Genomic DNA, 25,296 nt, shown 5'->3' on the forward strand with positions numbered 1-25,296 from the left:
CAGATTACTCCTGAGAAGGATTTGCACTGCACCTAGTAGCGCGCGGGGCGACTTGCAAATCACGGCCGGCAATGGCAGCGGCGAAGGAGGGGCGAACAAGGGAGGTCGAACCGTGAGCGAGACCGAACTTCAGGCGGACAATAGCGCGCCCGAGCCCCAGCTCGACGAGGATGACCGGCTGCGTCCCGAGTTCGTCGATGCAGTGCTCGACGCGGTCCATGACGGCGATGCCGCGCGCGCGCACGAACTGGCCGAGCCGCTCCACCCCGCCGACATCGCCGACCTGGTCGAGCTTGCGCCGTCCGAGGAACGCCCCGCGCTTGTCGCCGCCATCGCCGACCTGATCGACGGCGACGTGCTGGCCGAGATGAACGACTGGGTGCGCGAGGCGCTGGTCGAGTCGCTCACCGCCACCCAGGTCGCCGATATCGCGGCCGAGCTCGATACCGACGACGCCGTCGCGATCATCGAGGACATGGATGTCGAGGACCAGCGCGAGGTACTGCGCGCGCTCGACCCCGACGACCGCGCCGCGATCGAGGAAGCGCTTTCCTATCCGGAGGAATCCGCCGGCCGCCTGATGCAGCGCGAGCTGATCGCGGTGCCCGAGCATTGGAGCGTGGGCGACGTCCTCGATTATCTCCGCAAGAACGAGGACCTCACCACCGATTTCTGGGAGATCTTCGTGGTCGACCCGGGCCACAAGCCGCTCGGCACCTGCCAGCTCTCCTGGGTGCTGCGCACGCCGCGCGTCGTCTCGATGGGCGATGTGATGAAGCGCGAGCAGACGCTGATCCCGGTCGACATGGACCAGGAAGAAGTGGCGCTGCGCTTCCAGAAATACGCGCTGATCTCCGCCGCCGTGGTCGACCCCAGCGGGCGGCTGGTCGGCATGATCACGGTGGACGACATCGTCCACATCATCTCCGAGGAAGCCGGCGAGGACGCGCTGCTGCTCTCGGGCGCCGGCGAAGGCGACATCAACGAGCCGGTGATCGACTCGTACAAGGGCCGCGTCCGCTGGCTGTTGACCAACCTGCTGACCGCGCTGGTGGCTGCCACGATCATCAGCCTGTTCGAAGGCACGATCCAGAAGATGGTCGCGCTGGCGGCGCTGATGCCGATCGTCGCCGGCGTGGGCGGCAATGCCGGCACCCAGACCATGGCGGTGACGGTGCGCGCACTCGCCACCAACCAGCTGACCCAGTCGAACACGCTGCGCGCGATCCAGCGCGAGATCTCGATCGCGCTGCTCAACGGCGTGACCGTTGCTTGCGTGATCGGCACGGCGGTGGGGCTGTTCTACCACCATGCGGCGCTGGGCGGGGTGATCGCGGCGGCGATGATGACCAACATCTTCATCGCGGGGCTTGCCGGCGTGGTCGTCCCGGTCACGCTCGACCGGCTCAAGGCCGATCCCGCGGTGGCCAGCTCGATCTTCGTGACGATGACCACCGATTCGATGGGGTTCCTCGCCTTTCTGGGCCTGGCCAGCGCGAGCGGGCTGGTCGGTTGATTGGGGCGGGCCGAACGCCCAGATTAGCGCCGTGCCACTCCATCTGACCAAGGTCGCCTTTGGCTGCGACTCCGTAGACTATCTCGCCCAGCGCCTCGCTTCGCGCGGCGACGTCTGGGGGCTGACCACCCGCTACCTTCCCAAGCGCCATGCGGAGATCGGCGGCGAGGGATCGCTGTTCTGGATCCTCAAGCACCAGCTGGTCGGCCGCACCCCGATTATCGGGTTCGGCGAAGCCGAAGGCGGGCGTACCGCGATCCTGATGGAACCGCGGCTGATCCTGGTCGCCAACCGCCCCAAGCGTGCGCATCAGGGCTGGCGCTATCTCGAAGGGACGGACGCGCCGCCCGACCTGGGCGAGGCCGGGGCAGGGATGGAGGAACTTCCGCCCGCGCTGATGGGCCAGCTGGCGGGGCTGGGGCTGATCTAGTTCGTGATCTTCTCGCAGGCGGCGAGCGCTTCGCCGGCGAGGTCGTCCAGGAGAGGCATGTCCGAAGGCTCCGCCCATATGCGGAGATCCCCGATCAGCGAGGGGTGCGCGCACAGCAGCGCGGCCTCGAGCATCGGCGCACATACGCTTTCCCCGCCGAGCGCCTCCTGTACCAGTGGCAGGGCGATCTCGGGATCGCGGATCGCCAGGCCGAGCATGGCCTCTCCGCGAATCACATCCTCCTCGTCCGATGCAGCGTGGAACAGCGCCTCGCGAACGGCCGGCGTATCGATCTCCTCCTGGGCGAGCAGCATGGTAGCCCAGTCGCGGTTCGATGCATCGGCATCGCGGGTCAGTGCGATGACCTGTTCGAGATTGGCATCGTCGGCAAGCGCCTGCTCCTCGGCAAGGATCGCCTTGAGCAAGGCGGACGCAGGCTCGTAGCGCTCGCCCTTCGCCATCTCAGTTCACCAGCAGCGGATAGGCGTTGCGGAACGCCGCGACTTTCGGCTTGTCCCAGCGCACGATGTAGGGGTGCGTCGGGTTCCGCCAGAAGAAGTCCTGGTGATAGGCTTCGGCCGGATAGAAAGTGCCCGTCTCCAGCTTCGTGACGATCGGCCGGGCGAAGGACCTGGCCTTGGTCAGCTGGTCGATATAGGCGGCGGCGACGCGGCGCTGGTCCTCGTCCTGCGGGAAGATCGCCGAACGATAGCTGGGGCCGCGATCCGGGCCCTGGCGGTTGAGCTGGGTCGGATCGTGCGCCACCGAGAAATAGACGCGCAGCAGCGTGCCGTAGCTGACCTTGCGCGGATCATAGGCGATGCGCACCGCCTCGGCATGGCCGGTGCGCTCGGTCGACACCTGGCGATAGGTGGCGGTCTGCGCGGTACCGCCGGCATAGCCGTTCGTGACCGAATGGACGCCCTTCACCGACTGGAAGACCGCTTCCATGCCCCAGAAGCAGCCGCCCGCCAGTACCGCGACCTGCTCGCCCTTGCTCGGTTTCACGTCGAGCGTGGGGACCGGCACGGGAACGGCACGCTCGACGACGCCCGCCGTCGAAAGCGCAGGGGCAACGAACAGCGCGGCTCCAAGGAGCGCGGCAGCGGGAAGCGACCATTTCAGCATGACCGCAATGTCGGGCTTGTTCGCCCTCAGCGCAAGGCCGCGCACGCTTCCTGGATTCGGCCGCACGCCTCGGTGAGCAGCGCGTCCGAGGTCGCATAGCTGATCCGCAGCGCCGGCGAGAAGCCGAAGGCCGCGCCGTGCACCGCCGCGACCCGCGCCTCGGTGAGCAGATAGCCGACCATTTCCTCGTCGGTGGTGATGACCTGGCCCTTGGGCGTGGTCTTGCCGATCAGCTGGCTGAACTCGGGATAGACGTAGAAGGCGCCTTCCGGACGCGGGCAGGTCATGCCGTTGATCTGGTTGAGCATCGAAACCACCAGATCACGACGACCCTGGAAGGCATTCACCCGCTCCTTGAGGAAGCTCTGATCGCCATTCAGTGCCGCAACAGATGCTGCCTGGGAGATGGAGGAGGGATTCGAAGTCGACTGGGACTGGAGCTTGCCCATGGCCTTGATCAGCCATGCCGGGCCGCCCGCATAGCCGATCCGCCAGCCGGTCATCGCATAGGCCTTGGAAACACCATTTGCCGTGAGCGTGCGATCGTAGAGCGACGGGCAGACCTGCGCGATCGTGGCGAATTCGAAGCCGTCGTAGAGGATGTGCTCATACATGTCGTCGGCATAGATCAGCACATGCGGGTGCCGCTCGAGCACCTCGCCGATCGCGCGAAGCTCGGCCGCGCTGTACGCAGCGCCGGTCGGGTTCGACGGCGAGTTGAGCACGACCCACTTGGTCCTGGCGGTGATCGCCGCATCGAGCTGCTCGGGCTTGATCTTGTAGCCCTGCTCGGCGCCGGCCGAGATGAAGACCGGCTTGCCGCCGGCGAACTCGACCACGTCCGGGTAGCTGACCCAATAGGGCGCCGGGATCACGACCTCGTCGCCCGCGTCGATCGTCGCGCAGAAGGCGTTGAACAGGGTGTGCTTGCCGCCCGAGTTCACGCTGATCTGGTTCTCGGCATAGGTCAGGCCATTGTCGCGGCCGTACTTTGCGATGATCGCCTGCTTGAGCTCGGGCGTGCCATCGACATTGGTATACTTGGTCTTGCCCGCGCGGATCGCTTCGATCGCGGCTTCCTTGACGAAATCGGGCGTATCGAAATCGGGCTCGCCGGCGCCGAGGCCAATCACGTCGATCCCCTGGCGCTTCAGCTCGAACACCTTGCTCGTCATCGCGAGCGTGGCGGAGGGCTGGATACGATTGAGCGCGGCCGAGGTCTGCATGAATGGCGCCTTTTCCGGGAGGGGAGACGCCGGGCCTATAGGACCGCGTTCTAGGCTTTCGCAACCGTTACGGCTGAAACCAATCCGCGCAGCGCATTGCCGACATAGAAGCCGCCCTGGAGATCGGCCGGGGTGAGATCCCCCTCGACCGCGCGGCCGCTCTCCAGCAGCTCGGCGCGCAGCACCCCCGGCAGCAGGCCGCGGGCGAGCGGCGGGGTGACCAGCATGTCGCCGCGCTCGACGAAGATCGAAGTGAAGCTGCCCTCGGTCAGGAAGCCCTGGTCGTCGGTGAACACCACTTCCCAGGCGCCGGACTCGCGCCGCGCCGCGTCATAGAAGCCGCGTCGGCTGGTCTTGTGCGCCAGTCGGAAGTCGTCCCGCGCGACTTTGCGGGGCTGAATCGCCACCTGCACCGGCGTGGCGGGTGCTTCGGGCAGCGGTGCGATGCCGATCGCGATCGCCCCCGACGGGGCGAGCAGCAGCCGCACCCGGGCCGGCGCGCGCAGGCGGAAGGTCGCCGCCTGCAGCTCGTTGCGCGCCTCGTGCCGGTCGAACTCGAAGCCGAACACGCGCGCGCTCGCCTTCATCCGCGCCAGATGCCGCTCGAGCAGCACCAGCCCGGCAAGCGGATCGAAGCGCATCGTCTCGATCAGGTCGAAGGGCTGTTCGCCGGCCGTGACGAAGGCGCCCTTGGCGAGGCACTCGTCCCATTCCTCCAGGGCGTTCGAATCAGCGACCACGCCCGATCCTAACCCGAGCACCGCGCTTGTCGCCCCCTGATCTATCGTCAATGTGCGGATAGCCACGTTGAAACTGGCGTCGCCGTCCGACTCGATCGCGCCGATCGCCCCGGTATAGATGCCACGCGGTCCCTGCTCGACTTCGGCGATCACCTGCATCGCGCGCAGCTTGGGCGCGCCGGTGACCGAGCCGCAGGGGAAGAGCCCCGCCAGCACCTCGACCGGCCCGGCATCGCCCGAGGGATAGGCGGTGACGGTGGAGACCATCTGGTGGACGGTCGGGTAGCGCTCGACCTGGAACAGCGACGGCACCTTCACCGTGCCCGGCTGGGCGAGGCGCGTGAGATCGTTGCGCATCAGATCGACGATCATCAGATTCTCGGCGCGCTGCTTGGGATCGGCGGCCAGCGCGGCGGCGATCGCGTCGTCCTCGGCCGGAGTCGCGCCACGCCGCGCGGTGCCCTTCATCGGGCGCACGGTGATGCCGTCCCTGTCCTCATTATACTCGAAGAACAGCTCGGGCGAGAAGGACAGCACCCACTCGCTGCCGGTGAAGACGAGCGCGCTGTGGCCGGCGGCGGCGCGGCGGCGGATCAGCGCGTAGAGCGCGGCCGGGTGGCCGGCGAAGGGCACATCGGCGCGGAAGGTGAGGTTGGCCTGATAGATGTCGCCGGCGCGGATATATTCGGCAACGCGATCGAACTGGCCGCGATAGGCAGAGGCGGTGATCCGCGGCACCGGCGCGCCGGCCCAGGCCCCCGCCGGATCGGGGAGCAAGGCCTCGGCATCGACCTGCTCGACATGGGGGAAGATGCCGAACCACATGCAGGGCCCCGCGCCGCGCTGAACGACAGCATGCGGCTCGATCCCCGGCGCGGCTTCGTAGGAAGCGAAGCCGGCGAGATGGAAGCCGTGATCGAACCAGAGCTGCATCTGCTGGAAGGCGCGCTGCACCTCCTCCGGCGTTTCCGCGCGCACCGCGCCCTGCGGCGTGTGGAACAGCCGGGCGCCGGCGCCACCGGGCCGGGCATCGTCGAGCAGGACGAAAGGAGTATCGGGCAGGGTCATGCCGTGCCCCGCATGCAGCCGCTTGGCACGGACGGCAAGCCCGTGTTGCGGCGCGGGGCACCGCGGCCTATCTCCGCGCCATGGCAAATCCCCCGATGCGCGCCGCGGTGATCCCGGTCACGCCGCTCCAGCAGAATTGCACGCTCCTGTGGTGCACCGAGACGATGCGCGGCGCATTCGTCGATCCGGGCGGCGACCTGGACAAGCTGCGCGCGGCGGCGAAGCAGGCGGGCGTGACGATCGAGAAGATCCTGGTCACCCATGGCCATATCGATCATTGCGGCGCGGCCGGCGAGTTCGCCAAGGAACTGGGCGTGCCGCTGGAAGGGCCGCACGAAGCGGATCGCTTCTGGATTTCGCGGCTCGACGAGGATGGCCGGAAATACGGGATCCGCGGCACCGTGTTCGAGCCCGACCGCTGGCTGGAGCAGGGCGACCAGGTGACGGTCGGCAACCTTACCCTCGATGTCTATCACTGCCCCGGCCACACGCCGGGCCATGTCGTGTTCCACCATCCCGAATCGAAGTTCGCGACGGTGGGCGACGTGCTGTTCCAGGGATCGATCGGCCGCACCGACTTCCCGCTGGGCAACCATCAGGACCTACTCGACGCGATCGTGCAGCGGCTGTGGCCGCTGGGGGACGACACCACCTTCGTCCCCGGCCACGGGCCGCTGAGCAATTTCGGGCACGAGCGGAAGACGAACCCGTTCGTTGCCGATTCGGTGCTGGCGGGGGGCTAAGCCCGTTATTTCGCCATTCCCTTATTTCGTCATCCCCGCGCAGGCGGGGATCCAGAGCCAAGGGCGGGGAACGCGCGGCCTGCGCTGCCGTTTCCGGCACCCCAACGCCTGATTGCTTCGAGCTTCCCGAACTACCCTGGATCCCCGCCTTCGCGGGGATGACGATTATGGGTGCGGGAAGGCAGTATCGACTCAGCCCTTCGGCCCGACCTTGAACACCGTGACCGGCGCTTCGCGGTACTGGCTGCCGATATAGATGCCGTAGCCGGCCAGCCCGAGCATCGTCAGCAGGGTGAGCGCGATGCCGATTCGGCGGCCCAGGCCCCAGCCGTCCATGCCGAAGGCGTGGAGGACGCGGCCGAGAATCAGCGCGAAGCCGACGCCCCACAGCCAGATGCTGGGGCCGCCCGCCAGCTCGACCAGCGCGAGCAGGACGAGAATCAGCGGCACATATTCGGCGAAATTGAGCTGGGCGCGCATGCGGCGGACGAGTCGATCGTCGCCGCCATCGCCGATGAAGACTTTTTCGGCGAGTCGCAGCCGGCTGATTCGCAGCGCGAGCCAGAAATTGACAACGGCGGCGGCACCGGCGGTGCAGAGCGTAACGGGCAGGATGATCATATAAGGTGTCCCCTCCAGAGGGTTCCTCCTACACTCCCTTGCGTCGCTCGCAAGAATCGCTATAGGCGCGCACTCGCTTTCGTGACCGTCCGCTGGTCCGGCGAGCGCCGGAGTTTCCGTCGCTTGCCCGCTGGGCCGTGCGGGCGTATCGCGATTTTGACTTTTGTTTCGTTAGAAGGTGCCGAAATGGCCGTTCCCAAGAGAAAGACTACGCCGTCGCGGCGTGGCATGCGTCGCTCTCATGACGCTCTGGTTCCGCAGGCGTTCCAGGAATGCCCGAACTGTGGCGAGCTGAAGCGTCCGCACGTGCTGTGCGGTTCGTGCGGCCACTATAACGGCCGCGAGATCGTCTCGGCCGAAGACTGATCGGTAACGATCGGGCCGAGATGCGCGGGGGCATGCGGGTATGACGAATTCCTCTCGAATCGCCGTCGATGCGATGGGCGGTGACGAGGGAATTGCGGTCATGCTCGCCGGTGTCGCGCGCGCACGCCGCCGGTTCGAGGGCATGGAGTTCATCCTCGTCGGAGACGAGGCGCAGATCCGCGAGGGTCTGAAGAACCACCCGAACCTGACGGCCGCCTCCGAAATCGTCCATGCACCGGACGTCGTCGCCTCGGAAGAGAAGCCGAGCGCGGCGATTCGGCGTGCCAAGACCACCTCGATGGGAATCGCCATCGACCTGGTGAAGAAGGGGCAAGCGGGCGCCGCCGTCTCTTCGGGCAATACCGGCGCGCTGATGGCGATGGCCAAGCTCTCCCTGCGCACCATGCCGGGGATCGACCGGCCGGCGCTCGCCGCGCTGATGCCGACGCTGGGCGAGAACGACACGGTGATGCTCGACCTGGGCGCCAACACCGAAGTCGACGCCCGCAACCTCGTCCAGTTCGCCGTGATGGGTGCCGCCTATGCGCGCACCGCGCTCGACCTGCAGAATCCGCGGGTCGCGCTGCTCAACATCGGCACCGAGGACATGAAGGGCACCGACTCGATCCGCGAAGCCGCGGCCGAGCTGCGCAAGGCCGATCATCTCCGCCTCGATTTTCAGGGCTTCATCGAGGGCAACAAGCTGTCGCGCGGCGATGTAGACGTGATCGTCTGCGACGGTTTCTCGGGCAATATCGCGCTGAAGACGGTGGAAGGCACCGCCCGCTTCGTGGCCGACCTGCTCAAGCGCGCCTTTTCCAGCTCGACCCGCTCGAAGATCGGTTTCCTGATCTCCAAGCCGGCGACCGAGCTGCTGCGCACGCACCTCGATCCCAACAACCATAATGGCGCGGTCTTCCTCGGCCTGAACGGCATCGTCGTGAAGAGCCATGGCAGCGCCAACGAACTCGGCGTCGACACCGCGATCGGCTTCGCGGCGAAGATGCTGCGCGACGATCTCAACCGGCGCATCGCCGAGGATCTCGGGAACTTCGAAGCAAAGGCGGCGTAGACACAACAAGATGACCCTGCGTTCCGTCATCATCGGCACTGGCTCCGCCCTGCCGCCCCGCCGCGTTTCCAACGCCGAACTCGCCCAGGAAGTGGATACGAGCGACGAGTGGATCGTCGAGCGCACCGGCATCCGCTTCCGCCATATCGCGGCGCCGGACGAGACCACCGGCACGCTGGCGGCCGAGGCGAGCAAGGCCGCGCTGGCCAGCGCCGGCGTCGCCGCCGCCGATATCGACCTGATCGTGCTCGCCACCGCGACGCCGGACCAGACCTTCCCCGCCACCGCCACCAAGGTGCAGGCGCTGCTGGCGATCGACGATTGCGTGGCGTTCGACGTCGCCGCGGTCTGCTCGGGCTTCCTTTATGCGGTGCAGGTTGCCGATTCGATGCTGCGCGCCGGCGTCCACAAGCGGGCGCTGGTGATCGGTGCCGAGACGTTCAGCCGCATCCTCGACTGGGAAGACCGCGCGACTTGCGTGCTGTTCGGCGACGGCGCCGGCGCGATCGTGCTCGAGGCGCAGGACAGCGCCGACGAGGGCGGGCGCGGTATCCTGGCGACCAAGCTCCATGCCGATGGCCGCTACAACGACATGCTCTATGTCGATGGCGGGCCCTCGACCACCCAGACCGTGGGCAAGCTGCGGATGAAGGGGCGCGAGGTGTTCCGCCACGCCGTGGTCAACCTCGCTTCGGTGATGTCCGAATCGCTGGCGCTGGCCGGGCTCAAGCCGAGCGACGTCGACTGGGTGGTGCCGCACCAGGCCAATGCCCGCATCCTCGATGCGACCGCGCGCAAGCTCGACCTGCCGGCCGAGAAGGTGATCGTCACCGTCGACCAGCATGCCAATACTTCCGCCGCTTCGGTTCCGCTCGCGCTTGACACCGCGGTGCGCGACGGGCGTATTCGCCAAGGAGACCTTCTGGTTCTGGAAGCGATGGGCGGCGGCTTTACCTGGGGCGCGGCGGTCGTTCGTTTCTGATAGCTGCGAAAAATCGCAGATATTCGTTGCGGAACCTCAATGTTCCCGTTTGCTGTGTCGAAACAATCTGATAGGACAGACTCGACAGAGATCAACTCAAGGGGGAGTTGCCGAATGACGGCCGCGGGAACGCTGACCAGAGCCGATCTAGCCGAATCGCTGCACCGGGAGGTGGGCCTTTCGCGCGCCGATGCCGCGCGCCTCGTTGAGCAGATCCTCAGCCATATGTGCGAGGCACTGGCCGAGGGGCAGAACGTCAAGATTTCGGGCTTCGGCAGCTTCATCCTGCGTGACAAGGGCGAGCGCGTCGGTCGCAACCCCAAGACCGGCGTCGAAGTGCCGATCGCGCCGCGCCGCGTCCTCACCTTCCGTGCAAGCCAGATGATGCGCGACCGCATCGTCTCGGCGAGCTGAGGGGGATTAGCCCATGCCGGGGGCCGAAAAGGCTGCTGGCGCGCTACGGACGATAGGGGAGCTCGCCCAGGAAATCGGGCGCCCGCAACACATCCTTCGCTACTGGGAAACGCGCTTCCCCCAGCTCCGCCCGCTCACCCGGGCGGGCAATCGCCGCTACTATCGGGCCGAGGATGTCGCGCTGGTGCGGCGGATCCACGACCTGCTCTCCAATCAGGGCTATACGATCCGCGGCGTGCAGAAGCTGCTCGCGGCGGAGAAGGGCACCAAGGTGGCGCGGGCCGCCGCCGGCACCGCCACGCCGGGCGCCACCGTCGACAAGCAGGGGTTGAAGGCCGTGCGCGATTCGCTCAGCCAGGCGCTGGACGAGGACGGCAGCTAGAAGCTCAGTTATAGTCCGGCCCGAGGGTCGGATCGAGGTCGCGCGGACGGGTGAAGCGGACCAGCTCGCCCCTGCCGGGCTTCACATCACCCCAGTCCGCCACGTCGAAGCGCATCTCGGCCAGGGTCGCCGTGGGGTATTTCTGCTCGACCGAAAGGCGCAGGTCACTCTCGGCCGAGAGCAGCAGCACCAGCTCCTCGAGTCCCGGGTTATGGCCCGAGACCAGAACCGAATCGGCACCGGCGGGGAGTTCGTGGACCAGATCGAGCAGAGTCGCGGCCGACGCGAGGTAGAGGCGCTGGTCCCAGTGCGGGGCGAGATCGCTGCCATAGCCCGTGGCGACCTGCGCCAGCGTCTCGACAACCCGCACCGCGGGCGAGGCGAGGACATGGTCGAAGGCCAGCCCTTCGGCCCTGAGGTGCCGCCCCATCATCGCGGCGGCGCGCTGGCCCTTGGGATTGAGCGGCCGATCGAAATCGCGGGCGACCGGATCGTCCCATCCGGACTTGGCGTGGCGGAGCAGCGTGAGCGTCTTCATGGATTCCCCGTCAGGCGTTCGCGGGGGCCTCTTGCCCCAGCTTTGACGCCAAGGAAAGCCGGACGCGATCAACTGCCTGATCCAGCGTGACGCGCGTCACCCGCGTGCCCGGCGGAAAGGCATCGAGCAGGCGCGACGGGCTGGCGGCGGAAAGCAGCACGAAAGTGCCGCGATCGTCCGCCCGGCGAATCAGCCGGCCGAACGCCTGGGCGAGGCGCGCACGCACGATACGGTCGTCATAGGCCGTGCCGCCCCCGGCAAGGCGGCGTGCGGCATGGAGCACGCTTGGCTTGGGCCAGGGAATGCCCTCCATCACCACCAGCCGCAGCGAATCACCGGGCACGTCCACGCCGTCGCGCAGCGCATCGGTGCCGAGCAGCGAGGCACGCGGATCGTCGCGGAAGATGTCGACCAGGGTGCCGGTGTCGATCGGATCGACATGCTGGGCGAGCAGGGGCAGCCCCTCGCGCGCCAGCCGATCGGCGATGCGGGCATGGACCGCGCGCAGGCGCCGGATCGCGGTGAACAGCCCGAGCGTGCCGCCCTCGGCCGCGACCACCAGCCGGGCATAGGCATTGGCGAGCGCGGCGGTGTCGCCGCGCTTCACATCGGTGACGATCAGCACTTCGGCCTGGTCGGCATAGTTGAACGGGCTGACCGCCGAGAAACGCTGAGGCGGACGCATCAGATGGACGGCGCCCGAGCGGGCCTCGGCCACATCCCAGTCGCCACCGGCACGCAGCGTCGCCGAGGTGATCAGCGCGCCATGCGCCTGCTTGAGTACGGTCTCGGCAAAGGGCTTGGACGGATCGAGCCAGTGCCGGTGCAGGCCGATATCATATTCGCGCCCCTCGACCCGATCGACCGCCAGCCAGTCTACGAAGGCCGAATCGGCCGGGCCGCCGATCCGGGCGATCAGCGCGAGCCAGGCGCCGACGGTATCGGCACGCCAGCCGAGCGACGCGACCGCACCTTCGATCCGGGCACGCGCCGGGCCATCCATCCAGTCGGGCGCCTCGGTAAGCACCGCTTCGAGCCGGCGACCGAGATGGACGAGCGGGCGAAGCAGCGCGTCGAGCGCTTCGCCGGCAGGACCGGCCGCCTCGACCAGAGCCGCATCGGGCTCGGCCAGTTCGGTCTCCAGGCCATAGCCCGCTTCGGCCGCGCCATTGACGTCCCGGGCATAGACCAGCCCGCGCACCGCGGCGAGGAGATGCTCGACCGGGCCGAAGGGCTCGCCCTCGTTGAGGCGCTGCAGCCAGCCGTCGCTGGGCAGCGCCTGCGCGGCATTTACCGCCTCGGCAATCGCGCGGCCGCCTTCCTCGTCATAGCCGGCCACATCGGACAGGCGGGCGGCAAGGCCCCGGCGCCGGCCGCGCGAACCCGATTCGGGACCAGTCACCCAGCGGCGGATCTCGATCGCTTCCTGCCCCGTCAGCGCGGCGGCGAACATCGCGTCCGCCGCATCGAACAGATGATGTCCCTCGTCGAAGACATAGCGGGTCGGGCGGCTCGCCGTCTCGCGGCCGCGCGCCGCGTTGACCATCACCAGCGCATGGTTGGCGATGACGATGTCCGCGTCCGCCGAGGCGCGGGCGGCGCGCTCGATGAAGCATTTCCGGTAGTGCGGGCAACCGGCATAGATGCACTCGCCACGCCGATCGGTGAGCGCGGTCGAGCCGTTGCGGCGGAACAGGGTGGGGAGCCAGCCGGGCAGGTCGCCGCCGACCATGTCGCCGTCGGCGGTATAGGCCGCCCAGCGCGCGACCAGCTGCGCGAGGATCGCCGCACGGCCCGCGAATCCGCCCTGCAGCGCGTCCTCGAGATTGAGCAGGCAGACATAATTCTCGCGGCCCTTGCGGGTGACGATCCGCTTCTTGCGTTGCTCGGGATCGGCGACCAGCCGCTCGCCTTCATGCCCCAATTGCCGCTGCAGCGCCTTGGTGAAGGTGGAGACCCAGACCGCACCGCCGGCCTGCTCGGCCCAGAGCGAGGCGGGAGCGAGATAGCCGAGCGTCTTGCCGATGCCGGTGCCCGCCTCGGCCAGCACCAGATTGGGCGATTCGCGCATGTCGCGCGGGGCGAAGGCGCCGGCCGCGGCCGCGGCATAGTCGCGCTGGCCCTGGCGCTGCTCGGCGCCGCTGCCGGTGAGCCGGGCGAGACGATCGGCGACATCGGCATCGCTGAGTGTCACCGTACGCGGCGCCACACGCGGTGGCTGCTCGGTCCATTCGGGCAGCTTCGAGAACAGCCAGCGCTCGGCCTGGGCGGGCTTGGCCAGCCGCTGGCTGAGCGCGGGCCCCCAAGGCCAGCGCAGCCGGAACAGCGACTGCACTGCGTTCCAGGCGCCTTCGCGCTCGGGCCAATTGCCCTCGGTGACCGCGAGCAGCTTCACCGCCGCGGCGCGCAGGAAGGGGGCGATATCGGCGTCGTTCGCCGGCGCTTCGAGCCCGGAGACGCGCGCCAGCCCCTTGGGGGTGGGCACCATGAAGCGCGCGGGATGGAGAAAGGCGAACAGCTCGAGCAGATCGAGGCCGGACAGATCGGCATAGCCGAGCCGCTGGCCGATCAACGGGGCGTTGAGCAGGATGACCGGCGTATCGGCGGCGATGCGAATCGCCTCGCCCCGGCTGATCGCGCGGCAATCGCCATCGGGCGTGGCGATCCAGACGCCGCCATGGCTGGCGTGGAGGGCGGGATAGGGCAGGGTCATCGCGCGCCCGGCCGCAGCACGGCGAGGAAGCGATCGGCATCGGGCAGGCCGCGCAGATCCTCATGACGCACGTCATCCCTGGTGCGGATCGTGAGCGCGACCCAGGCGCGGCGGCCCTTGCGCTCGACGATCGCCGCGTCGATCAGTTCGGCAAAGGCGAGATCGCGGTAGAAGCGCCCGGACAGGGGAACCGCCCAGGCGATGCGGCGATCGGTAACCACCACCGTGCCGAACAGGTCGAAGAACCAGGCACGCAGCCGCTCATGAAAGACAGCGAGCACATAGAGCGCGAGATAGCCGAACAGGCAGAATGTCATGCCGGAGAAGAACAGGCCGACGATCACCATGGGCTCCGCGCTCCAGATCATCCATTGCGCGCCAAGGAAGAAGAGCAGCGGCAGGAACACCGCGAACAGCAGGAAGGCACGGCCGGAGTCGAACGAGGCGAGGCCGGGCCGCCCGCGCCATCGCACCGACTCGCCGGGGAGGAGCGTGTCGATTTCGGCGGGCTGTTCGATCGCATCGAGCGCACCGCATTCGACGCCCAGTCCGCGCAACGCGGTCAGCACCCGCGCGGCGTCGCGGCTGCCGAGCAGCATGAGAATCCGCTGCCGGTTGCTGCCGACAATGCGCACCCGATGCCAGGCGCCATAGCCGTGCACGATGACACGGCGGATATCGGCGATCGCGATCCGATCGGTCATGCCATCGGCGGTGCGCTCCGCGGCCTGTCCATCGACGCGGTAACGCTGGCTGCCGCTGCGCACGATCGTCAGCAGGATCGCACCAAGGGCAAACGCCAGGACCAGCAGGACCAGCCCTATGGCACCCGAGCTGACCGCAGCCGCGGTTCCATCGTCGAGCGGGAAGCTCTGCCCGCCGATCCGCAACTCCGCCGTCCCGGCAATCCGCGGCATGAGCCCGGCAGCCAGCCAGCCGCCGGCAAACAGCCCAAGCGCGATGAACGGCGGCAACCAGAACGCCAGCGCGGCGCTGCGCGAGCTGTGCCCCTCCCAAAGGGCCGGCCCGGGCAGATCGTCGCCATGGCTGGCCGGAAGGGCGGGTTGCGCGGTCATGTACGCCTTTCGTTCTAGCGCCGCTTACCCGGCAAAGTGAAGGGAGCGCGGCATATTCTTTTCGTCCCACTCTCGCGGGGACACGCCAGAGCGGATGCCGGTGCGGCGTTCTCAGTAAATGCCCGGATAACTTCGAATATTTTTCCAGTCAGTTCCATATGGGACTGCGGCAATGCTTCGAAATTCGATTAGCGATCGACAGTCGCAAACCGCCGGAGATTCGGATTCCGGCGCTCCCACAAAAGAAAAGATTCAACCATCCTTTCATCGTGGAGACTTGTCATGCCTGATACACTTCCCGCATTCCCGACCATCGACAGCCTGAACTGGTCGCCGCCTTCGCAGACCGACCCCGTCGAAATGGTCCGGTCCACGCGCAACCTGATCATCTATGCAGATGCGGACAACGCCAACTACCAGGACAATGTCTGGGACCAGGAAAGCGGCGACGGCGCGCCACGGCTCAACAACTGGTGGGAAGGCAGCGCGCCGGTGGCCCGCCAGTTCGTGCTGCGCAAATATTGGAAGATGGTGCCCGGCACCTTCACCCATCTCTCCCCCGGCACCCAGCTGCAGAAGAGCTGGGAATATGACCATGGCATCTCGACCACCGACACCGAATCGATCACCGCGCAGATGGGCTTTTCGGGCGGCGGGCTCAGCGCCAGCCTGAGCGCGACACTTTCGCATTCGGTGACGATCAACGACCTGCAGAAGACCACCACCCAGTTCACCATCCAGCCGCCCGCCTCGGGCACCCGGGTGTGGCTGCTATGGGACCTGATGTACCAGTTCATGATCGTCCGCAGCGACAGCAACGACCCGATCCCGCAGGGTACCTATCGCGGCGACGTCGATTTCAGCAACGACGACCATTATTCCGGTGCCTATCTCAACTATCGCTGGACGAACCTGACCGTGTCGGCGGGCATATTGTGCCCGCAGGACCGGGTCTTCGCCTGACGCGCTTCCGGCCCCTCCCATCGCGGAGGGGCCGGATTTGGTCCCTGGCGCTTCCGAGAACTTGCAAAAACGCGGTGTTTCGCGCACGCGCGACCGATCATGACAGACGATAGCATCCTGCGCGCAGCCGCACTCGAATCCAAGGCCTGGCCCTACGAAGAAGCGCGCAAGCTGGTGAAACGCTATCCGCAGGGCAAGCCCGACGGTTCGCCCGTGCTGTTCGAGACCGGCTACGGCCCCTCCGGCCTGCCGCATATCGGCACCTTCCAGGAAGTGCTGCGCACCACCATGGTGCGCCACGCCTATGAGGAGATGACCGGCAACAAGACTCGGCTGATCGCGTTCAGCGACGACATGGACGGCCTGCGCAAGGTGCCGGACAATGTGCCGAACCAGGCGCTGCTCGCCGAGCATCTCGGCAAGCCGCTGTCACGCATCCCCGATCCGTTCGAGAAGTTCGAAAGCTTCGCGGCGCACAACAACGCGATGCTGCGCGAATTCCTCGATCGCTTCGGCTTCGAGTACGAGTTCGCCTCCTCGACCGACTATTATGGCTCGGGCCGCTTCGACGAGACGCTGCGCAAGGTGCTGCGCAACTACCAGGCGATCATGGACGTGATGCTGCCGACGCTGCGCGCCGAGCGCCAGGCGACCTATTCGCCGGTGCTGCCGGTGAGCCCGAAGAGCGGCGTGGTGCTGCAGGTGCCCGTGGAAGTGGTCGATGCCGAGGCCGGAATCATCCGCTTCGAGGATGAAGGCGAAGTGATCGAGCAGTCGATCTTCGGCGGCCAGGCCAAGCTTCAGTGGAAGCCCGACTGGGGCATGCGCTGGGCGGCGCTGGGCGTCGATTACGAGATGTACGGCAAGGATCTGATCGACAGCGGCGTGCAGAGCGGCAAGATCACCCAGGTGCTCGGCGGCAGGCGCCCCGAGGGGCTGATCTACGAGCTGTTCCTCGACGCCAAGGGCGAGAAGATCTCCAAGTCGAAGGGCAACGGCCTGTCGATCGAGGAATGGCTGACCTATGGCCCCGATGAGAGCCTCGCTTTCTATATCTATCGCGAGCCCAAGAAGGCCAAGTCGCTGCACCTGGGGCTGATCCCGCGCGCGATCGAGGAATATTGGCAGTTCCGCGCCAATTATCCGACCCAGGAGATCGCGCAGAAGCTCGGCAACCCGGTCCACCATATCCATGGAGGCAAGGTACCGGCCGAGACGCTGCCGGTGACCTTCGGGCTGCTGCTCAACCTGGTCAGCCTGCCGGGCGTGGGCAATCGCGAGACGATCTGGGGCTTCCTGCGCCGCTATTCGCCGGACCTTTCGCCCGAGAGCCATCCCGAGCTCGACCGGATGGTCGGCTATGCGATCCGCTATGCGAAGGATTTCGTCGAGCCGACCTTGCAGCGCCGTGCGCCGAGCGAAGCGGAAGCCGGCGCGCTGCGCCAGCTCGACGCGCAGCTCGCCGAACTGCCCGAGAACGCCTCGGCCGAGGATATCCAGAACATCGTCTACGAGATCGGCAAGACCGATGCGTTCGAGAACCTGCGCGACTGGTTCAAGGCGCTCTACGAGACGCTGCTGGGCAGCGAGCAGGGGCCGCGCATGGGCAGCTTCATCGCGCTCTACGGGATCGAGAACAGCCGCAAGCTGATCGCCGAGGCGCTGGCCAAGGCATGAACATCAGGATCGGCACGGCTCCGGCAAGGGCCATGCCGATCCTGCTTTGCAGCGCGACACCCACCCCATAGAGATCGGGCATGACCATGCCCGCATCGATCAAGCACCAAGCCAGAGACCGGCTTCGCGCCTTTCTGGAGAGCGAGGCCGCCGGCGGCATCCTGCTGATGTTCGCCTCGGCGCTGGCACTGATCGTCGCCAACTCACCGCTGGCGACCGACTATTTCCACCTGCTCCACGTGGAACTGGGCCCGCTCAGCATGCATGGCTGGATCAACGATGCGTTGATGGCGGTGTTCTTCCTGCTCGTCGGGCTGGAGATCAAGGCGGAGGTGACCGAAGGCCAGCTCGCCAGCTGGTCGCAGCGCACCTTGCCGGTGCTGGCCGCCGCTTCGGGCATGGCGGTGCCGGCGCTCGTCTATCTCGCGGTTATTGCCTCCACGCCGGGGCTGGCGCGCGGCTGGGCGATCCCGGCGGCAACCGACATCGCCTTTGCGATGGGACTGCTCGGCCTGCTCGGCAAGCGTGCTCCGGCTTCGCTCAAGCTGCTGCTCACCACCATCGCGATCGTCGATGACATGGGCGCGGTGGCGATCATCGCGCTGGCCTATACCGCCAAGCTCAACCTGATGGCGCTGCTCGGTGCCGGCATCACGCTGGCCTGCATGTATTTTCTCGGGCGCCGCGGCGTGCAGCGGCTGTCGCCCTATCTGGTGCTGGCGGTGGTGCTGTGGCTGTGCGTCTATGCATCCGGCGTGCACGCGACCATCGCCGGGGTGGCGGCGGCAATGATGATCCCCCGCCATGCCGCGCACCAGCTCGAGCATGCGCTCAACCCCTGGGTCGCGTTCGGCATCGTGCCGCTGTTCGGCTTCGCCAATGCCGGTGTGTCGCTTGCCGGGCTGGGCCCGGAGATATTGATCGCGCCGCTGCCGCTCGCCGTCGCGCTCGGGCTGTTCGTCGGCAAGCAGATCGGCGTGTTCGGCAGCATCTGGCTGGCGGTGAAAACCGGCATGGCGCCGCGCCCGCACGCCCGCTGGGGGCAGATCTATGGCATGGCGCTGCTCGCCGGCATCGGCTTCACGATGAGCCTTTTCATCGGCGGACTCGCCTTCCCGCCGGGGCCGCTGACCGACCAGGTCAAGATCGGCGTGCTCGCCGGATCGATCCTGTCGGCGCTGGCCGGCTACCTGGTCCTACGCTCGACCAGCACCGCCACCACCAGTACCGCGAACCCGCCGAGCGAGAGCAGCGCGCCGACCCAGCCGGTCGACGTCCAGCCATAGCCGGCGGCGATCGCCAGGCCGCCCAGCCAGGGGCCGAGCGCATTGGCGGTGTTGAAAGCGGAGTGGTTGAGCGAGGCGGCGAGCCCCTGGGCTTCGCCGGCCACGTCCATCAACCGGGTCTGCAGCACCGCGCCGAGCGCGCCGAGGAAGCCGATCGCGAAGATATCGAGCGCGATGCTCCATAGCTGATGCGCGGCGAGCGGATAGAAGGCGAGCGCAACCGCGCTGCCGAGTAGCAACACCGCGGCGGTGGGCATCAGCGCGCGGTCGGCGAACTTGGGCACGATGATGCTGCCCAGCGTCGCGCCCATGCCGAAGATCGCCAGCACCAGCGGGATCATCGCCGGCGACGCCTTGGTCACCTCGAGCATGGTCGAGGCGACATAGGTGTAGACACAGAACATGCCACCAAAGCCGATCGCGCTGATGCCGAGCGTGAGCCACACCTGGCCATTGGCGAGCGCGCCGAGCTCCTTGAGCGGGCTCGCGCCATGCTGGGGCGGATCGCGCGGGGCAAGCGCTGCGACCAGCACCACCGTCGCCAGTGCCAGCACGCCGACCACGACAAAGCCCCAGCGCCAGCCGACCGCCTGGCCCAGCCAGTTGGCGAGCGGCACGCCGAGGATCGTCGCCACGGTGAGGCCGAGCATCATCCTGCCAACTGCCTGCGACCGCTTGTTCATCGGCACCAGCGAAGCGGCGACCAGCGCGGCGATGCCGAAATAGGCGCCATGCGGCAGGCCGGACAGGAAGCGGAACAGCAGCAGCCAGTGATAGTTGGGCGCCGCCGCGCTCAGCGTGTTGAACAGGGCAAAGGCGCCCATCAGCAAAAGCAGCGTGAAACGGCGCGACAGCTTGGCAGCCCCCACTGCGATCAGCGGCGCGCCGACCACCACGCCCAGCGCATAGGCGCTGATGACATGGCCGGCCGAAGGCGCGTCGATGCCGAGCCCCTGCGCCATGTACGGTACCAGGCTCATCGTCGCGAACTCGGTGGTGCCGATGGCAAAACCGCCCATCGCGAGCGCGAAATGGACGAGGCCGACATTATGGGTCGGTGCGCGAGTGCTGGTGGGGGCGTGCATTGGCGCTCAAGTGGCCATGCTGCACTGCAGCGTCAATGCCTGTAGGGCGCAACATACGAATGCAGAAACTGCATTCAGCCTTTGAAGCAGTTCTCCCTGTGCCAGCCAAGGAACAAGGGATGCGGATGATCGGCCGCCCGTGCAGGCAGCCGCGCGCGACCGGAGCGGTTGAGCAAGGCCGCGATGCTATCGCGATCGTTGACGTGACGCGAGACCAGGATCGAGAGATCGTCAGCCAGCGAAAGCAGCCCGCGATCGAACATCCAGTGCACCGTCCCGGACAAGGCGAGCCCATTGGAGACGATGTCCGGGCCATTGGCCTCGACCGGGCGAATATGTGCAGCTTCTGCTTCGGCACGGCCGCCGCCATTGATTAGCTTCAGACCGGTCAGCGCACAGCGTGCGTCATAGGCATCGAGCACGGTACGTCGGAAAGCACGGTCCCGGAGCGGCCGCGAGACCAGTTGCTGGATCCGTTCACGCTCTTCGAAATGAAAGACCGGTCCTTCTTCGCGCACCCGATTTGCGGGCTCATCCCGGCGCGGCAGCAACGCGTCCTCGTCATGCAGCCCGAGATTGATGATCCGGATGAAATCCTGGGTCGAGATCGGACGTACCGCGGCCTGGGTGCGGCCGGAATTCTTCTGCGAATCGTTAAGCACGCCTCGCTCGACCACGACGCCATCGATCTTGAATGGCACCGGCGTGCCGAACTGTATGAAATCCCCCTCGGCGATCATCGCATAATACATGCCCGCCTGCTCGGGGTCGGGCACGATCGAAGCCACACGGGCCATCGCCCAATAGCCTCGCGTACGCTTCACCTTCACCGGCTCGTAATAGAGGATCCAGTCGCCAATACAGGCCTGTGCCCGCCCGAGATACTGCTTGGGAAAATGATAGCGGATTGCTGGCGTGTCCTGATAATTCGAATCTTCGCGGTGAATGAACACGCCGTTGGCCATACGTAATGACTATCGGGCCAGATCGGCCATTGGCAAGCGATCCGAAAGACTAGCTAGCCGAACATCCCCTCGCCAAGCTTGCCCTATAAGGAACTGTAACTGCGAAAAATGCAGGTGCGCCGTGCACTTGAGAGGCGCAGATGCGTTGGCGGACGATGACTGAAACTGGCGGCTATTCCCGCGGCACTCCCGGATACAGGCGCCTGACGCTCGCGATGCTGTTCGCCGGCTTCTCGACCTTCTCGCTGCTCTATTCCGCCCAGCCGCTGCTGCCACTGTTCGCCAGCGAGTTCCATCTGAGCGCCGAGGTCGCCAGCCTCGCCATCTCGCTCGCGACCGGACCGCTCGCGGTTGCGATCGTCGTTGCCGGCATGCTCTCCGACAAGCTCGGGCGGCGGCCGCTGATGGTGGGCGCGATGTTCGGTGCGGGGTTGCTGACGATGCTGACCGGCCTGGCGCCGGGCTGGGACGCACTGCTGGCCTTGCGCTTCCTCACCGGCATCGCGCTGGCCGGCATGCCAGCAGTCGCCATGGCCTATGTCAGCGAGGAGATCGAGCCGCGCTCGGTGGGGCCGGCGATGGGGCTTTATATCGCGGGCAGCGGGATCGGCGGCATGGCCGGGCGGCTGGGGGTGAGCCTCATCACCGAACTGGTCGACTGGCGCTGGGGCCTGATCGGCGTCGGCCTGGCCGGGCTGGCGATGGCCGAGGGCTTTCGCCGGCTCGCCCCGCGCTCGCGCCGCTTCGTACCGCAGGAAGTGCATCCGGGCGCCGTGCTCGCCGCCGGGCGCGACCTGTTCCGCGACCGCGCGATGCCCTTGCTCTATGCCGAGGCCTTCCTGCTGATGGGCGTGTTCGTCACCATCTACAATTATGTCGGCTTCCGCCTGCTCGCCCCGCCCTTCGGCCTGAGCCATGCGGCGATCGGCGCGATCTTCCTGCTCTATCTGCTCGGCTCGGTAAGCTCGACCTGGTTCGGGCACCTGGCCGAGAAGCGCGGGCGGCGGCTGATCTTCTGGATCCCCACCGCGATGCTGCTGGTCGGCGTGGCGCTGACCGCCTCGACCTGGCTGGCCCTGGTGGTGGCCGGGATCGGCATCGTCACCATCGGCTTCTTCGGTGCACACTCGATCGCCTCGAGCTGGGTCGGCAGGCGCGCACGGGCCAGCCGGGGGCAAGCGGCGGCCTTCTACCTGTTCTTCTATTACCTGGGCTCGAGCGTGCTCGGCTCGGCGGGCGGCTTTGCCTGGACCGGCTGGGGCTGGGGCGGCGTAGCCCTCTATTGCGGGGTGCTGACCGTGCTGGCGCTGGCCATTGCCGCCAAGCTCTCGACCATCCCACCGCTGCCGCTGCCCGAGGTCACGCCGCCGCGAGCGATGGGAACGGACTAGGCATCGAAATCCCCTTCCGCCTTCAACACCACCAGCGGCTCCAGGCACGCCGAAGGATTGCCGCCTTCTCGGCCGATCTCGCGCGAAAGGCAGGCACTGGCAGCCTGCACCAACCTGATCCGCTCGGCATAGCGCCGCGCCTCGCAGATCGCCGCGAAGCTGCCCGATGACGGACCATTGGCACCGGTCATGACCCCGACCAGCCCGCATTCGCGCCGGATATAGCCACGCCAGCCGGCGAGCAGCGCGGCGACGCTTTCAGCGGGAAAGATATTGCCGTGCGAGGGCGGAAGCTTCGCGACCTGGCGCAGCAGCACGGCATCGGCGCGATCGAGTTGTTTCGCCGCCTTCACCGCCTCCATCTGGTCGCGGCGCAATTCGTCGATCGACTGGGCCCGCACCGGCAAGACCGGGAACAGCGCCAGAGCAGCAAGCAGGGGAGCAAGTCGTCCTATCATGGGGGAAGACTATGCCGGGACCTGAACAAAACAAAAGGGGGCGTTCCGGCGAGGAACACCCCCAATATTGTTCGCCCGAGAAAGGGATCAGAGCTTCTCGGTCAGCTCCGGAACGATCTTGAACAGGTCACCGACCAGGCCGATGTCCGCCACCTGGAAGATCGGGGCGTCCTCGTCCTTGTTGATCGCGATGATCGTCTTGGAGTCCTTCATGCCGGCGAGGTGCTGGATCGCACCCGAGATGCCGATCGCGACATAGACTTCCGGGGCGACGATCTTGCCGGTCTGGCCGACCTGATAGTCGTTCGGAGCGTAGCCCGCGTCGACCGCGGCGCGCGAGGCGCCGACGGCGGCACCAAGCTTGTCCGCCAGCGGATCGATCTGCGCGTGGAACTGCTCCGACGAGCCGAGCGCGCGGCCGCCCGAGACGATCACCTTGGCGCTGGTCAGCTCCGGACGCTCCGACTTGGCGATCTCGGCACCCGCGAAGGTGGAGAGGCCCTTGTCGCCTTCGCCCGAAACCGCCTCGACGGCACCCGAGCCGCCGGTGGCCGCCGCCTTGGGGAAGGCGGTGCCGCGCACGGTGATCACCAGCTTCTTGTCGCTGGTCTGCACGGTGGCGATCGCGTTGCCGGCATAGATAGGACGGGTGAAGGTGTCGGCACCCTCGACCGAGAGGATGTCCGAGATCTGCATCACGTCGAGCGCGGCGGCGACGCGCGGCGCGATGTTCTTGCCGGTGGTGGTCGCCGGGAACAGGACCGCGTCATGCGTGCCCATCAGCGACACGATCAGCGGCGCGACGTTCTCGGCGAGGAAATGCTCATAGGCCGCGTCGTCGGCGACATGGACCTTGCCCACGCCTTCGATCGCCGCCGCCGCCTGGGCAACGCCATCGACGCCCTTGCCTGCGACGAGGAGATGGACTTCGCCAAGCTTCGCGGCGGCGGTGACCGCCGAGAGGGTGGCATCCTTCAGGCTCTGATTGTCGTGCTCGACCCAAACCAGCGTCTTCATTTCGCGACTCCCAGACCCTTGAGCTTTTCGACCAGCTCGTCGACCGAGCCCACCTTGATGCCGGCCGAGCGCTTGGCCGGCTCGACGACCTTGAGCGTCTTGAGGCGCGGGGTGACGTCGACGCCGTAATCCGCGACGGTCTTCTTCGCGACCGGCTTGGACTTGGCCTTCATGATGTTCGGCAGCGTGGCGTAGCGCGGCTCGTTGAGGCGGAGATCGGTGGTGACGATTGCGGGGAGTTTCAGATCGACCGTCTCGAGGCCGCCATCGACTTCGCGGGTGACCTGCACGCCCTGACCGCCCAGCTCGACCTTCGAGGCGAAGGTGCCCTGGGGCCAGCCGAGCAGCGCGGCCAGCATCTGGCCGGTCTGGTTGCTGTCGTCGTCGATCGCCTGCTTGCCGAGGATGATCAGCCCGGGCTGCTCCTCTTCGGCGACCTTGGCGAGGAGCTTGGCGACGGCCAGCGGCTCGATCTCGTCATCGGTCTGGATCAGGATGCCGCGATCGGCGCCCATGGCGCGCGCGGTGAGCAGCACGTCGGTCTCGGCCTTGGCGACGCCAATGGTGACCACGACCACCTCGGTCGCGGCGCCCTTTTCCTTCAGGCGCACGGCTTCCTCGATCGCGATCTCGTCGAACGGGTTCATGCTCATCTTGACGTTGGCGAGATCGACCCCCGTCCCATCCGCCTTCACGCGGGGCTTCACATTGTAGTCAAGCACGCGCTTGACCGGCACCAGAACTTTCATCGAAATCCTCTCCATCGCTGGAAGAACGGCAATGCCAACCGCTAATGCCCGAGATTCCGGCCAAGTCCACCCCAAACAGTGATAGGGCATACCCAATCATCGAAAAATCGGTGCGGATGGCCGTTTTGCCGAGGCGCCGCGAGTTCACCCGAAATTCAGACGCGAATATGCAGCTTCATGAAGGAAGGGAGAGGACAGATGGGGAAATACCAGCTGATCATCGGAGCGGCCCTGTCGACGGCGATCGCCGCGGCGCCCGCACTTGCACAGGAAACGCCGGTCGCCGCCAAGGACAAGGCGCCACCGAAGACCATCGCCAGGCCGGGCGGCGCGGTCTCGTCGAGCTATGCGCGCTGCGCGCCCGGCAGCCCGATCGGCGGCATCGTCGTGAAGGGCGGGGTGAACCCGACCAGGCGGGAGGGCGCGGCCGAGCCGGAATGCCAGTCCACGACAAGCAGCGAAGCGGTGGAGGGCCGAACCTATACCGGCGGCCGGCGCAATGAGGATGCACCCGCGGCAGCGGTCGAGGCAACGGCGGCCGGGGACGTGCCTTCGCGGCTTTCGATGACACCGACCACGGCCAAGACGGTCACGCCATCCGCGCCGGCGGGCAAGAGCATCAACGAGAAGGGCCTGCCGGCGCCGAAGCCGCACTGAACGAAAAAGGGCGGAAGAGACCTGTGGTCTCTC

At 67.0% G+C, this 25,296-nt stretch carries 26 protein-coding genes; 13 read left to right on the forward strand and 13 right to left on the reverse strand.

The genetic code is table 11. The features are described from left to right. Positions 1 to 112: 112 nt before the first annotated feature. Positions 113 to 1,516: a magnesium transporter gene (gene mgtE, locus HNP52_RS04840; RefSeq protein WP_184163210.1), complete on the forward strand. Its 1,404-nt coding sequence runs from the start codon at positions 113 to 115 to the stop codon at positions 1,514 to 1,516. A 31-nt stretch (positions 1,517 to 1,547) separates the two neighbouring features. Beyond that, the gene (locus HNP52_RS04845; protein ID WP_184163212.1) at positions 1,548 to 1,946 is read left to right on the forward strand and encodes a DUF1489 family protein; all 399 of its coding nucleotides are present in this window, start codon (positions 1,548 to 1,550) and stop codon (positions 1,944 to 1,946) included. Here the strand turns inward: HNP52_RS04845 and HNP52_RS04850 are convergent. The 4 genes from HNP52_RS04850 to pabB are packed head-to-tail and all read right to left on the reverse strand — an operon-like array spanning position 1,943 to position 6,108. Then, positions 1,943 to 2,371, reverse strand: a complete 429-nt coding sequence (locus HNP52_RS04850) for a HEAT repeat domain-containing protein (protein ID WP_260395910.1) — start codon at positions 2,369 to 2,371, stop codon at positions 1,943 to 1,945. The two genes, HNP52_RS04845 and HNP52_RS04850, sit on opposite strands and share 4 nt — an antisense overlap. Positions 2,372 to 2,408: 37 nt before the next feature. Beyond that, a complete protein-coding gene (gene msrA / locus HNP52_RS04855) occupies positions 2,409 to 3,074 on the reverse strand; it encodes a peptide-methionine (S)-S-oxide reductase MsrA (RefSeq protein WP_184163216.1) in 666 nt (221 codons plus the stop codon). Positions 3,075 to 3,100: 26 nt separating this feature from the next. Continuing rightward, positions 3,101 to 4,300: a pyridoxal phosphate-dependent aminotransferase gene (locus tag HNP52_RS04860; RefSeq protein ID WP_184163218.1), complete on the reverse strand. Its 1,200-nt coding sequence runs from the start codon at positions 4,298 to 4,300 to the stop codon at positions 3,101 to 3,103. 50 nt (positions 4,301 to 4,350) lie between these two features. Further along, positions 4,351 to 6,108: an aminodeoxychorismate synthase component I gene (pabB, locus tag HNP52_RS04865; protein ID WP_184163220.1), complete on the reverse strand. Its 1,758-nt coding sequence runs from the start codon at positions 6,106 to 6,108 to the stop codon at positions 4,351 to 4,353. A gap of 80 nt (positions 6,109 to 6,188) precedes the next feature. On the opposite strand from pabB, the gene HNP52_RS04870 reads away from it, so the two are divergent. Beyond that, positions 6,189 to 6,851 (forward strand): MBL fold metallo-hydrolase, encoded by a 663-nt coding sequence (locus HNP52_RS04870; protein WP_311768403.1) that lies wholly within the window; start codon positions 6,189 to 6,191, stop codon positions 6,849 to 6,851. A 192-nt stretch (positions 6,852 to 7,043) separates the two neighbouring features. On the opposite strand, the gene HNP52_RS04875 is transcribed toward HNP52_RS04870, so the two are convergent. Further along, positions 7,044 to 7,472, reverse strand: coding sequence for an MAPEG family protein (locus HNP52_RS04875; protein ID WP_221416095.1), 429 nt, complete (start codon positions 7,470 to 7,472; stop codon positions 7,044 to 7,046). Positions 7,473 to 7,658: 186 nt separating this feature from the next. Between HNP52_RS04875 and rpmF the strand changes: the two genes are divergently transcribed. From rpmF to HNP52_RS04900, 5 genes are read left to right on the forward strand one after another with little or no spacing between them, the layout of a single operon-like run. Then, positions 7,659 to 7,838 (forward strand): 50S ribosomal protein L32, encoded by a 180-nt coding sequence (gene rpmF, locus HNP52_RS04880; protein ID WP_184163223.1) that lies wholly within the window; start codon positions 7,659 to 7,661, stop codon positions 7,836 to 7,838. A gap of 40 nt (positions 7,839 to 7,878) precedes the next feature. Further along, complete coding sequence (plsX, locus tag HNP52_RS04885) at positions 7,879 to 8,910, forward strand: phosphate acyltransferase PlsX (RefSeq protein WP_184163226.1); 1,032 nt, start codon at positions 7,879 to 7,881, stop codon at positions 8,908 to 8,910. A 10-nt stretch (positions 8,911 to 8,920) separates the two neighbouring features. After that, positions 8,921 to 9,892, forward strand: a complete 972-nt coding sequence (locus HNP52_RS04890; RefSeq protein WP_184163229.1) for a beta-ketoacyl-ACP synthase III — start codon at positions 8,921 to 8,923, stop codon at positions 9,890 to 9,892. 39 nt (positions 9,893 to 9,931) lie between these two features. Then, positions 9,932 to 10,306, forward strand: a complete 375-nt coding sequence (locus HNP52_RS04895) for an integration host factor subunit alpha (RefSeq protein WP_184163232.1) — start codon at positions 9,932 to 9,934, stop codon at positions 10,304 to 10,306. Between the two features lie 13 nt (positions 10,307 to 10,319). After that, entirely contained in the window at positions 10,320 to 10,688 is a 369-nt protein-coding gene (locus HNP52_RS04900) for a MerR family transcriptional regulator (RefSeq protein WP_184163235.1), read from the forward strand. A gap of 4 nt (positions 10,689 to 10,692) precedes the next feature. Here HNP52_RS04900 and HNP52_RS04905 read toward each other — a convergent pair whose 3' ends face one another. From HNP52_RS04905 to HNP52_RS04915, 3 genes are read right to left on the reverse strand one after another with little or no spacing between them, the layout of a single operon-like run. Continuing rightward, positions 10,693 to 11,226 (reverse strand): histidine phosphatase family protein, encoded by a 534-nt coding sequence (locus HNP52_RS04905; RefSeq protein WP_184163238.1) that lies wholly within the window; start codon positions 11,224 to 11,226, stop codon positions 10,693 to 10,695. Positions 11,227 to 11,236: 10 nt separating this feature from the next. After that, the gene (locus HNP52_RS04910) at positions 11,237 to 13,939 is read right to left on the reverse strand and encodes an ATP-dependent DNA helicase (protein ID WP_184163241.1); all 2,703 of its coding nucleotides are present in this window, start codon (positions 13,937 to 13,939) and stop codon (positions 11,237 to 11,239) included. Beyond that, on the reverse strand, positions 13,936 to 15,015 hold the full coding sequence (locus HNP52_RS04915; RefSeq protein ID WP_184163244.1) for a hypothetical protein: 1,080 nt from the start codon (positions 15,013 to 15,015) through the stop codon (positions 13,936 to 13,938). The genes HNP52_RS04910 and HNP52_RS04915 overlap by 4 nt, the downstream gene beginning before the upstream one ends. 282 nt (positions 15,016 to 15,297) lie before the next feature. Here HNP52_RS04915 and HNP52_RS04920 point away from each other — a divergent pair, with 282 nt between their 5' ends. The 3 genes from HNP52_RS04920 to nhaA all read left to right on the forward strand — a co-directional run bounded on the left by HNP52_RS04920 (position 15,298) and on the right by nhaA (position 18,941). Further along, the gene (locus HNP52_RS04920) at positions 15,298 to 15,978 is read left to right on the forward strand and encodes a hypothetical protein (RefSeq protein ID WP_184163247.1); all 681 of its coding nucleotides are present in this window, start codon (positions 15,298 to 15,300) and stop codon (positions 15,976 to 15,978) included. Between the two features lie 99 nt (positions 15,979 to 16,077). Then, positions 16,078 to 17,655 (forward strand): lysine--tRNA ligase, encoded by a 1,578-nt coding sequence (locus tag HNP52_RS04925; RefSeq protein WP_184163250.1) that lies wholly within the window; start codon positions 16,078 to 16,080, stop codon positions 17,653 to 17,655. An 80-nt stretch (positions 17,656 to 17,735) separates the two neighbouring features. Further along, on the forward strand, positions 17,736 to 18,941 hold the full coding sequence (gene nhaA, locus HNP52_RS04930; protein WP_409372595.1) for a Na+/H+ antiporter NhaA: 1,206 nt from the start codon (positions 17,736 to 17,738) through the stop codon (positions 18,939 to 18,941). Here the strand turns inward: nhaA and HNP52_RS04935 are convergent. Together HNP52_RS04935 and HNP52_RS04940 are read right to left on the reverse strand one after the other, a co-directional pair. Beyond that, positions 18,842 to 20,026, reverse strand: a complete 1,185-nt coding sequence (locus HNP52_RS04935; protein WP_184163253.1) for an MFS transporter — start codon at positions 20,024 to 20,026, stop codon at positions 18,842 to 18,844. The genes nhaA and HNP52_RS04935 overlap by 100 nt on opposite strands. 74 nt (positions 20,027 to 20,100) lie before the next feature. Continuing rightward, complete coding sequence (locus tag HNP52_RS04940; protein WP_184163256.1) at positions 20,101 to 20,991, reverse strand: HNH endonuclease; 891 nt, start codon at positions 20,989 to 20,991, stop codon at positions 20,101 to 20,103. Positions 20,992 to 21,146: 155 nt separating this feature from the next. Between HNP52_RS04940 and HNP52_RS04945 the strand changes: the two genes are divergently transcribed. Further along, a complete protein-coding gene (locus HNP52_RS04945) occupies positions 21,147 to 22,382 on the forward strand; it encodes an MFS transporter (protein ID WP_184163258.1) in 1,236 nt (411 codons plus the stop codon). Here HNP52_RS04945 and HNP52_RS04950 read toward each other — a convergent pair. The 3 genes from HNP52_RS04950 to HNP52_RS04960 form a co-directional block, all read right to left on the reverse strand. Continuing rightward, positions 22,379 to 22,840 carry a hypothetical protein gene (locus HNP52_RS04950; protein ID WP_184163261.1) on the reverse strand — a complete coding sequence of 154 codons (462 nt, stop codon included), beginning with the start codon at positions 22,838 to 22,840 and terminating at the stop codon, positions 22,379 to 22,381. The two genes, HNP52_RS04945 and HNP52_RS04950, sit on opposite strands and share 4 nt — an antisense overlap. Before the next feature lie 87 nt (positions 22,841 to 22,927). Continuing rightward, on the reverse strand, positions 22,928 to 23,857 hold the full coding sequence (locus HNP52_RS04955; protein ID WP_184163264.1) for an electron transfer flavoprotein subunit alpha/FixB family protein: 930 nt from the start codon (positions 23,855 to 23,857) through the stop codon (positions 22,928 to 22,930). Further along, entirely contained in the window at positions 23,854 to 24,606 is a 753-nt protein-coding gene (locus tag HNP52_RS04960; protein ID WP_184163267.1) for an electron transfer flavoprotein subunit beta/FixA family protein, read from the reverse strand. The genes HNP52_RS04955 and HNP52_RS04960 overlap by 4 nt, the downstream gene beginning before the upstream one ends. Positions 24,607 to 24,804: 198 nt before the next feature. On the opposite strand from HNP52_RS04960, the gene HNP52_RS04965 reads away from it, so the two are divergent. Continuing rightward, complete coding sequence (locus HNP52_RS04965) at positions 24,805 to 25,263, forward strand: hypothetical protein (RefSeq protein WP_184163269.1); 459 nt, start codon at positions 24,805 to 24,807, stop codon at positions 25,261 to 25,263. The last annotated feature ends 33 nt before the right edge of the window (positions 25,264 to 25,296 follow it).

The organism is Sphingomonas kyeonggiensis, from assembly GCF_014204495.1.
GTDB classification, from domain to species: Bacteria; Pseudomonadota; Alphaproteobacteria; order Sphingomonadales; family Sphingomonadaceae; genus Sphingomonas; species Sphingomonas kyeonggiensis_A.

What these genes read in the sequence shown, in the direction of transcription:
- HNP52_RS04940 (WP_184163256.1), bottom strand. Translation starts at nt 20,991, where the DNA reads ATGGCCAACGGCGTGTTCATTCACCGCGAAGATTCGAATTATCAGGAC.
- HNP52_RS04945 (WP_184163258.1), top strand. Translation starts at nt 21,147, where the DNA reads ATGACTGAAACTGGCGGCTATTCCCGCGGCACTCCCGGATACAGGCGC.
- rpmF (WP_184163223.1), top strand. Translation starts at nt 7,659, where the DNA reads ATGGCCGTTCCCAAGAGAAAGACTACGCCGTCGCGGCGTGGCATGCGT.
- HNP52_RS04895 (WP_184163232.1), top strand. Translation starts at nt 9,932, where the DNA reads ATGTTCCCGTTTGCTGTGTCGAAACAATCTGATAGGACAGACTCGACA.
- msrA (WP_184163216.1), bottom strand. Translation starts at nt 3,074, where the DNA reads ATGCTGAAATGGTCGCTTCCCGCTGCCGCGCTCCTTGGAGCCGCGCTG.
- HNP52_RS04920 (WP_184163247.1), top strand. Translation starts at nt 15,298, where the DNA reads ATGCCTGATACACTTCCCGCATTCCCGACCATCGACAGCCTGAACTGG.
- HNP52_RS04875 (WP_221416095.1), bottom strand. Translation starts at nt 7,472, where the DNA reads ATGATCATCCTGCCCGTTACGCTCTGCACCGCCGGTGCCGCCGCCGTT.
- HNP52_RS04925 (WP_184163250.1), top strand. Translation starts at nt 16,078, where the DNA reads ATGACAGACGATAGCATCCTGCGCGCAGCCGCACTCGAATCCAAGGCC.
- HNP52_RS04905 (WP_184163238.1), bottom strand. Translation starts at nt 11,226, where the DNA reads ATGAAGACGCTCACGCTGCTCCGCCACGCCAAGTCCGGATGGGACGAT.
- HNP52_RS04890 (WP_184163229.1), top strand. Translation starts at nt 8,921, where the DNA reads ATGACCCTGCGTTCCGTCATCATCGGCACTGGCTCCGCCCTGCCGCCC.
- HNP52_RS04965 (WP_184163269.1), top strand. Translation starts at nt 24,805, where the DNA reads ATGGGGAAATACCAGCTGATCATCGGAGCGGCCCTGTCGACGGCGATC.
- HNP52_RS04870 (WP_311768403.1), top strand. Translation starts at nt 6,189, where the DNA reads ATGGCAAATCCCCCGATGCGCGCCGCGGTGATCCCGGTCACGCCGCTC.
- HNP52_RS04860 (WP_184163218.1), bottom strand. Translation starts at nt 4,300, where the DNA reads ATGCAGACCTCGGCCGCGCTCAATCGTATCCAGCCCTCCGCCACGCTC.
- HNP52_RS04915 (WP_184163244.1), bottom strand. Translation starts at nt 15,015, where the DNA reads ATGACCGCGCAACCCGCCCTTCCGGCCAGCCATGGCGACGATCTGCCC.
- HNP52_RS04900 (WP_184163235.1), top strand. Translation starts at nt 10,320, where the DNA reads ATGCCGGGGGCCGAAAAGGCTGCTGGCGCGCTACGGACGATAGGGGAG.
- HNP52_RS04935 (WP_184163253.1), bottom strand. Translation starts at nt 20,026, where the DNA reads ATGCACGCCCCCACCAGCACTCGCGCACCGACCCATAATGTCGGCCTC.
- pabB (WP_184163220.1), bottom strand. Translation starts at nt 6,108, where the DNA reads ATGACCCTGCCCGATACTCCTTTCGTCCTGCTCGACGATGCCCGGCCC.
- HNP52_RS04955 (WP_184163264.1), bottom strand. Translation starts at nt 23,857, where the DNA reads ATGAAGACGCTGGTTTGGGTCGAGCACGACAATCAGAGCCTGAAGGAT.
- HNP52_RS04910 (WP_184163241.1), bottom strand. Translation starts at nt 13,939, where the DNA reads ATGACCCTGCCCTATCCCGCCCTCCACGCCAGCCATGGCGGCGTCTGG.
- nhaA (WP_409372595.1), top strand. Translation starts at nt 17,736, where the DNA reads ATGACCATGCCCGCATCGATCAAGCACCAAGCCAGAGACCGGCTTCGC.
- HNP52_RS04960 (WP_184163267.1), bottom strand. Translation starts at nt 24,606, where the DNA reads ATGAAAGTTCTGGTGCCGGTCAAGCGCGTGCTTGACTACAATGTGAAG.
- HNP52_RS04950 (WP_184163261.1), bottom strand. Translation starts at nt 22,840, where the DNA reads ATGATAGGACGACTTGCTCCCCTGCTTGCTGCTCTGGCGCTGTTCCCG.
- plsX (WP_184163226.1), top strand. Translation starts at nt 7,879, where the DNA reads ATGACGAATTCCTCTCGAATCGCCGTCGATGCGATGGGCGGTGACGAG.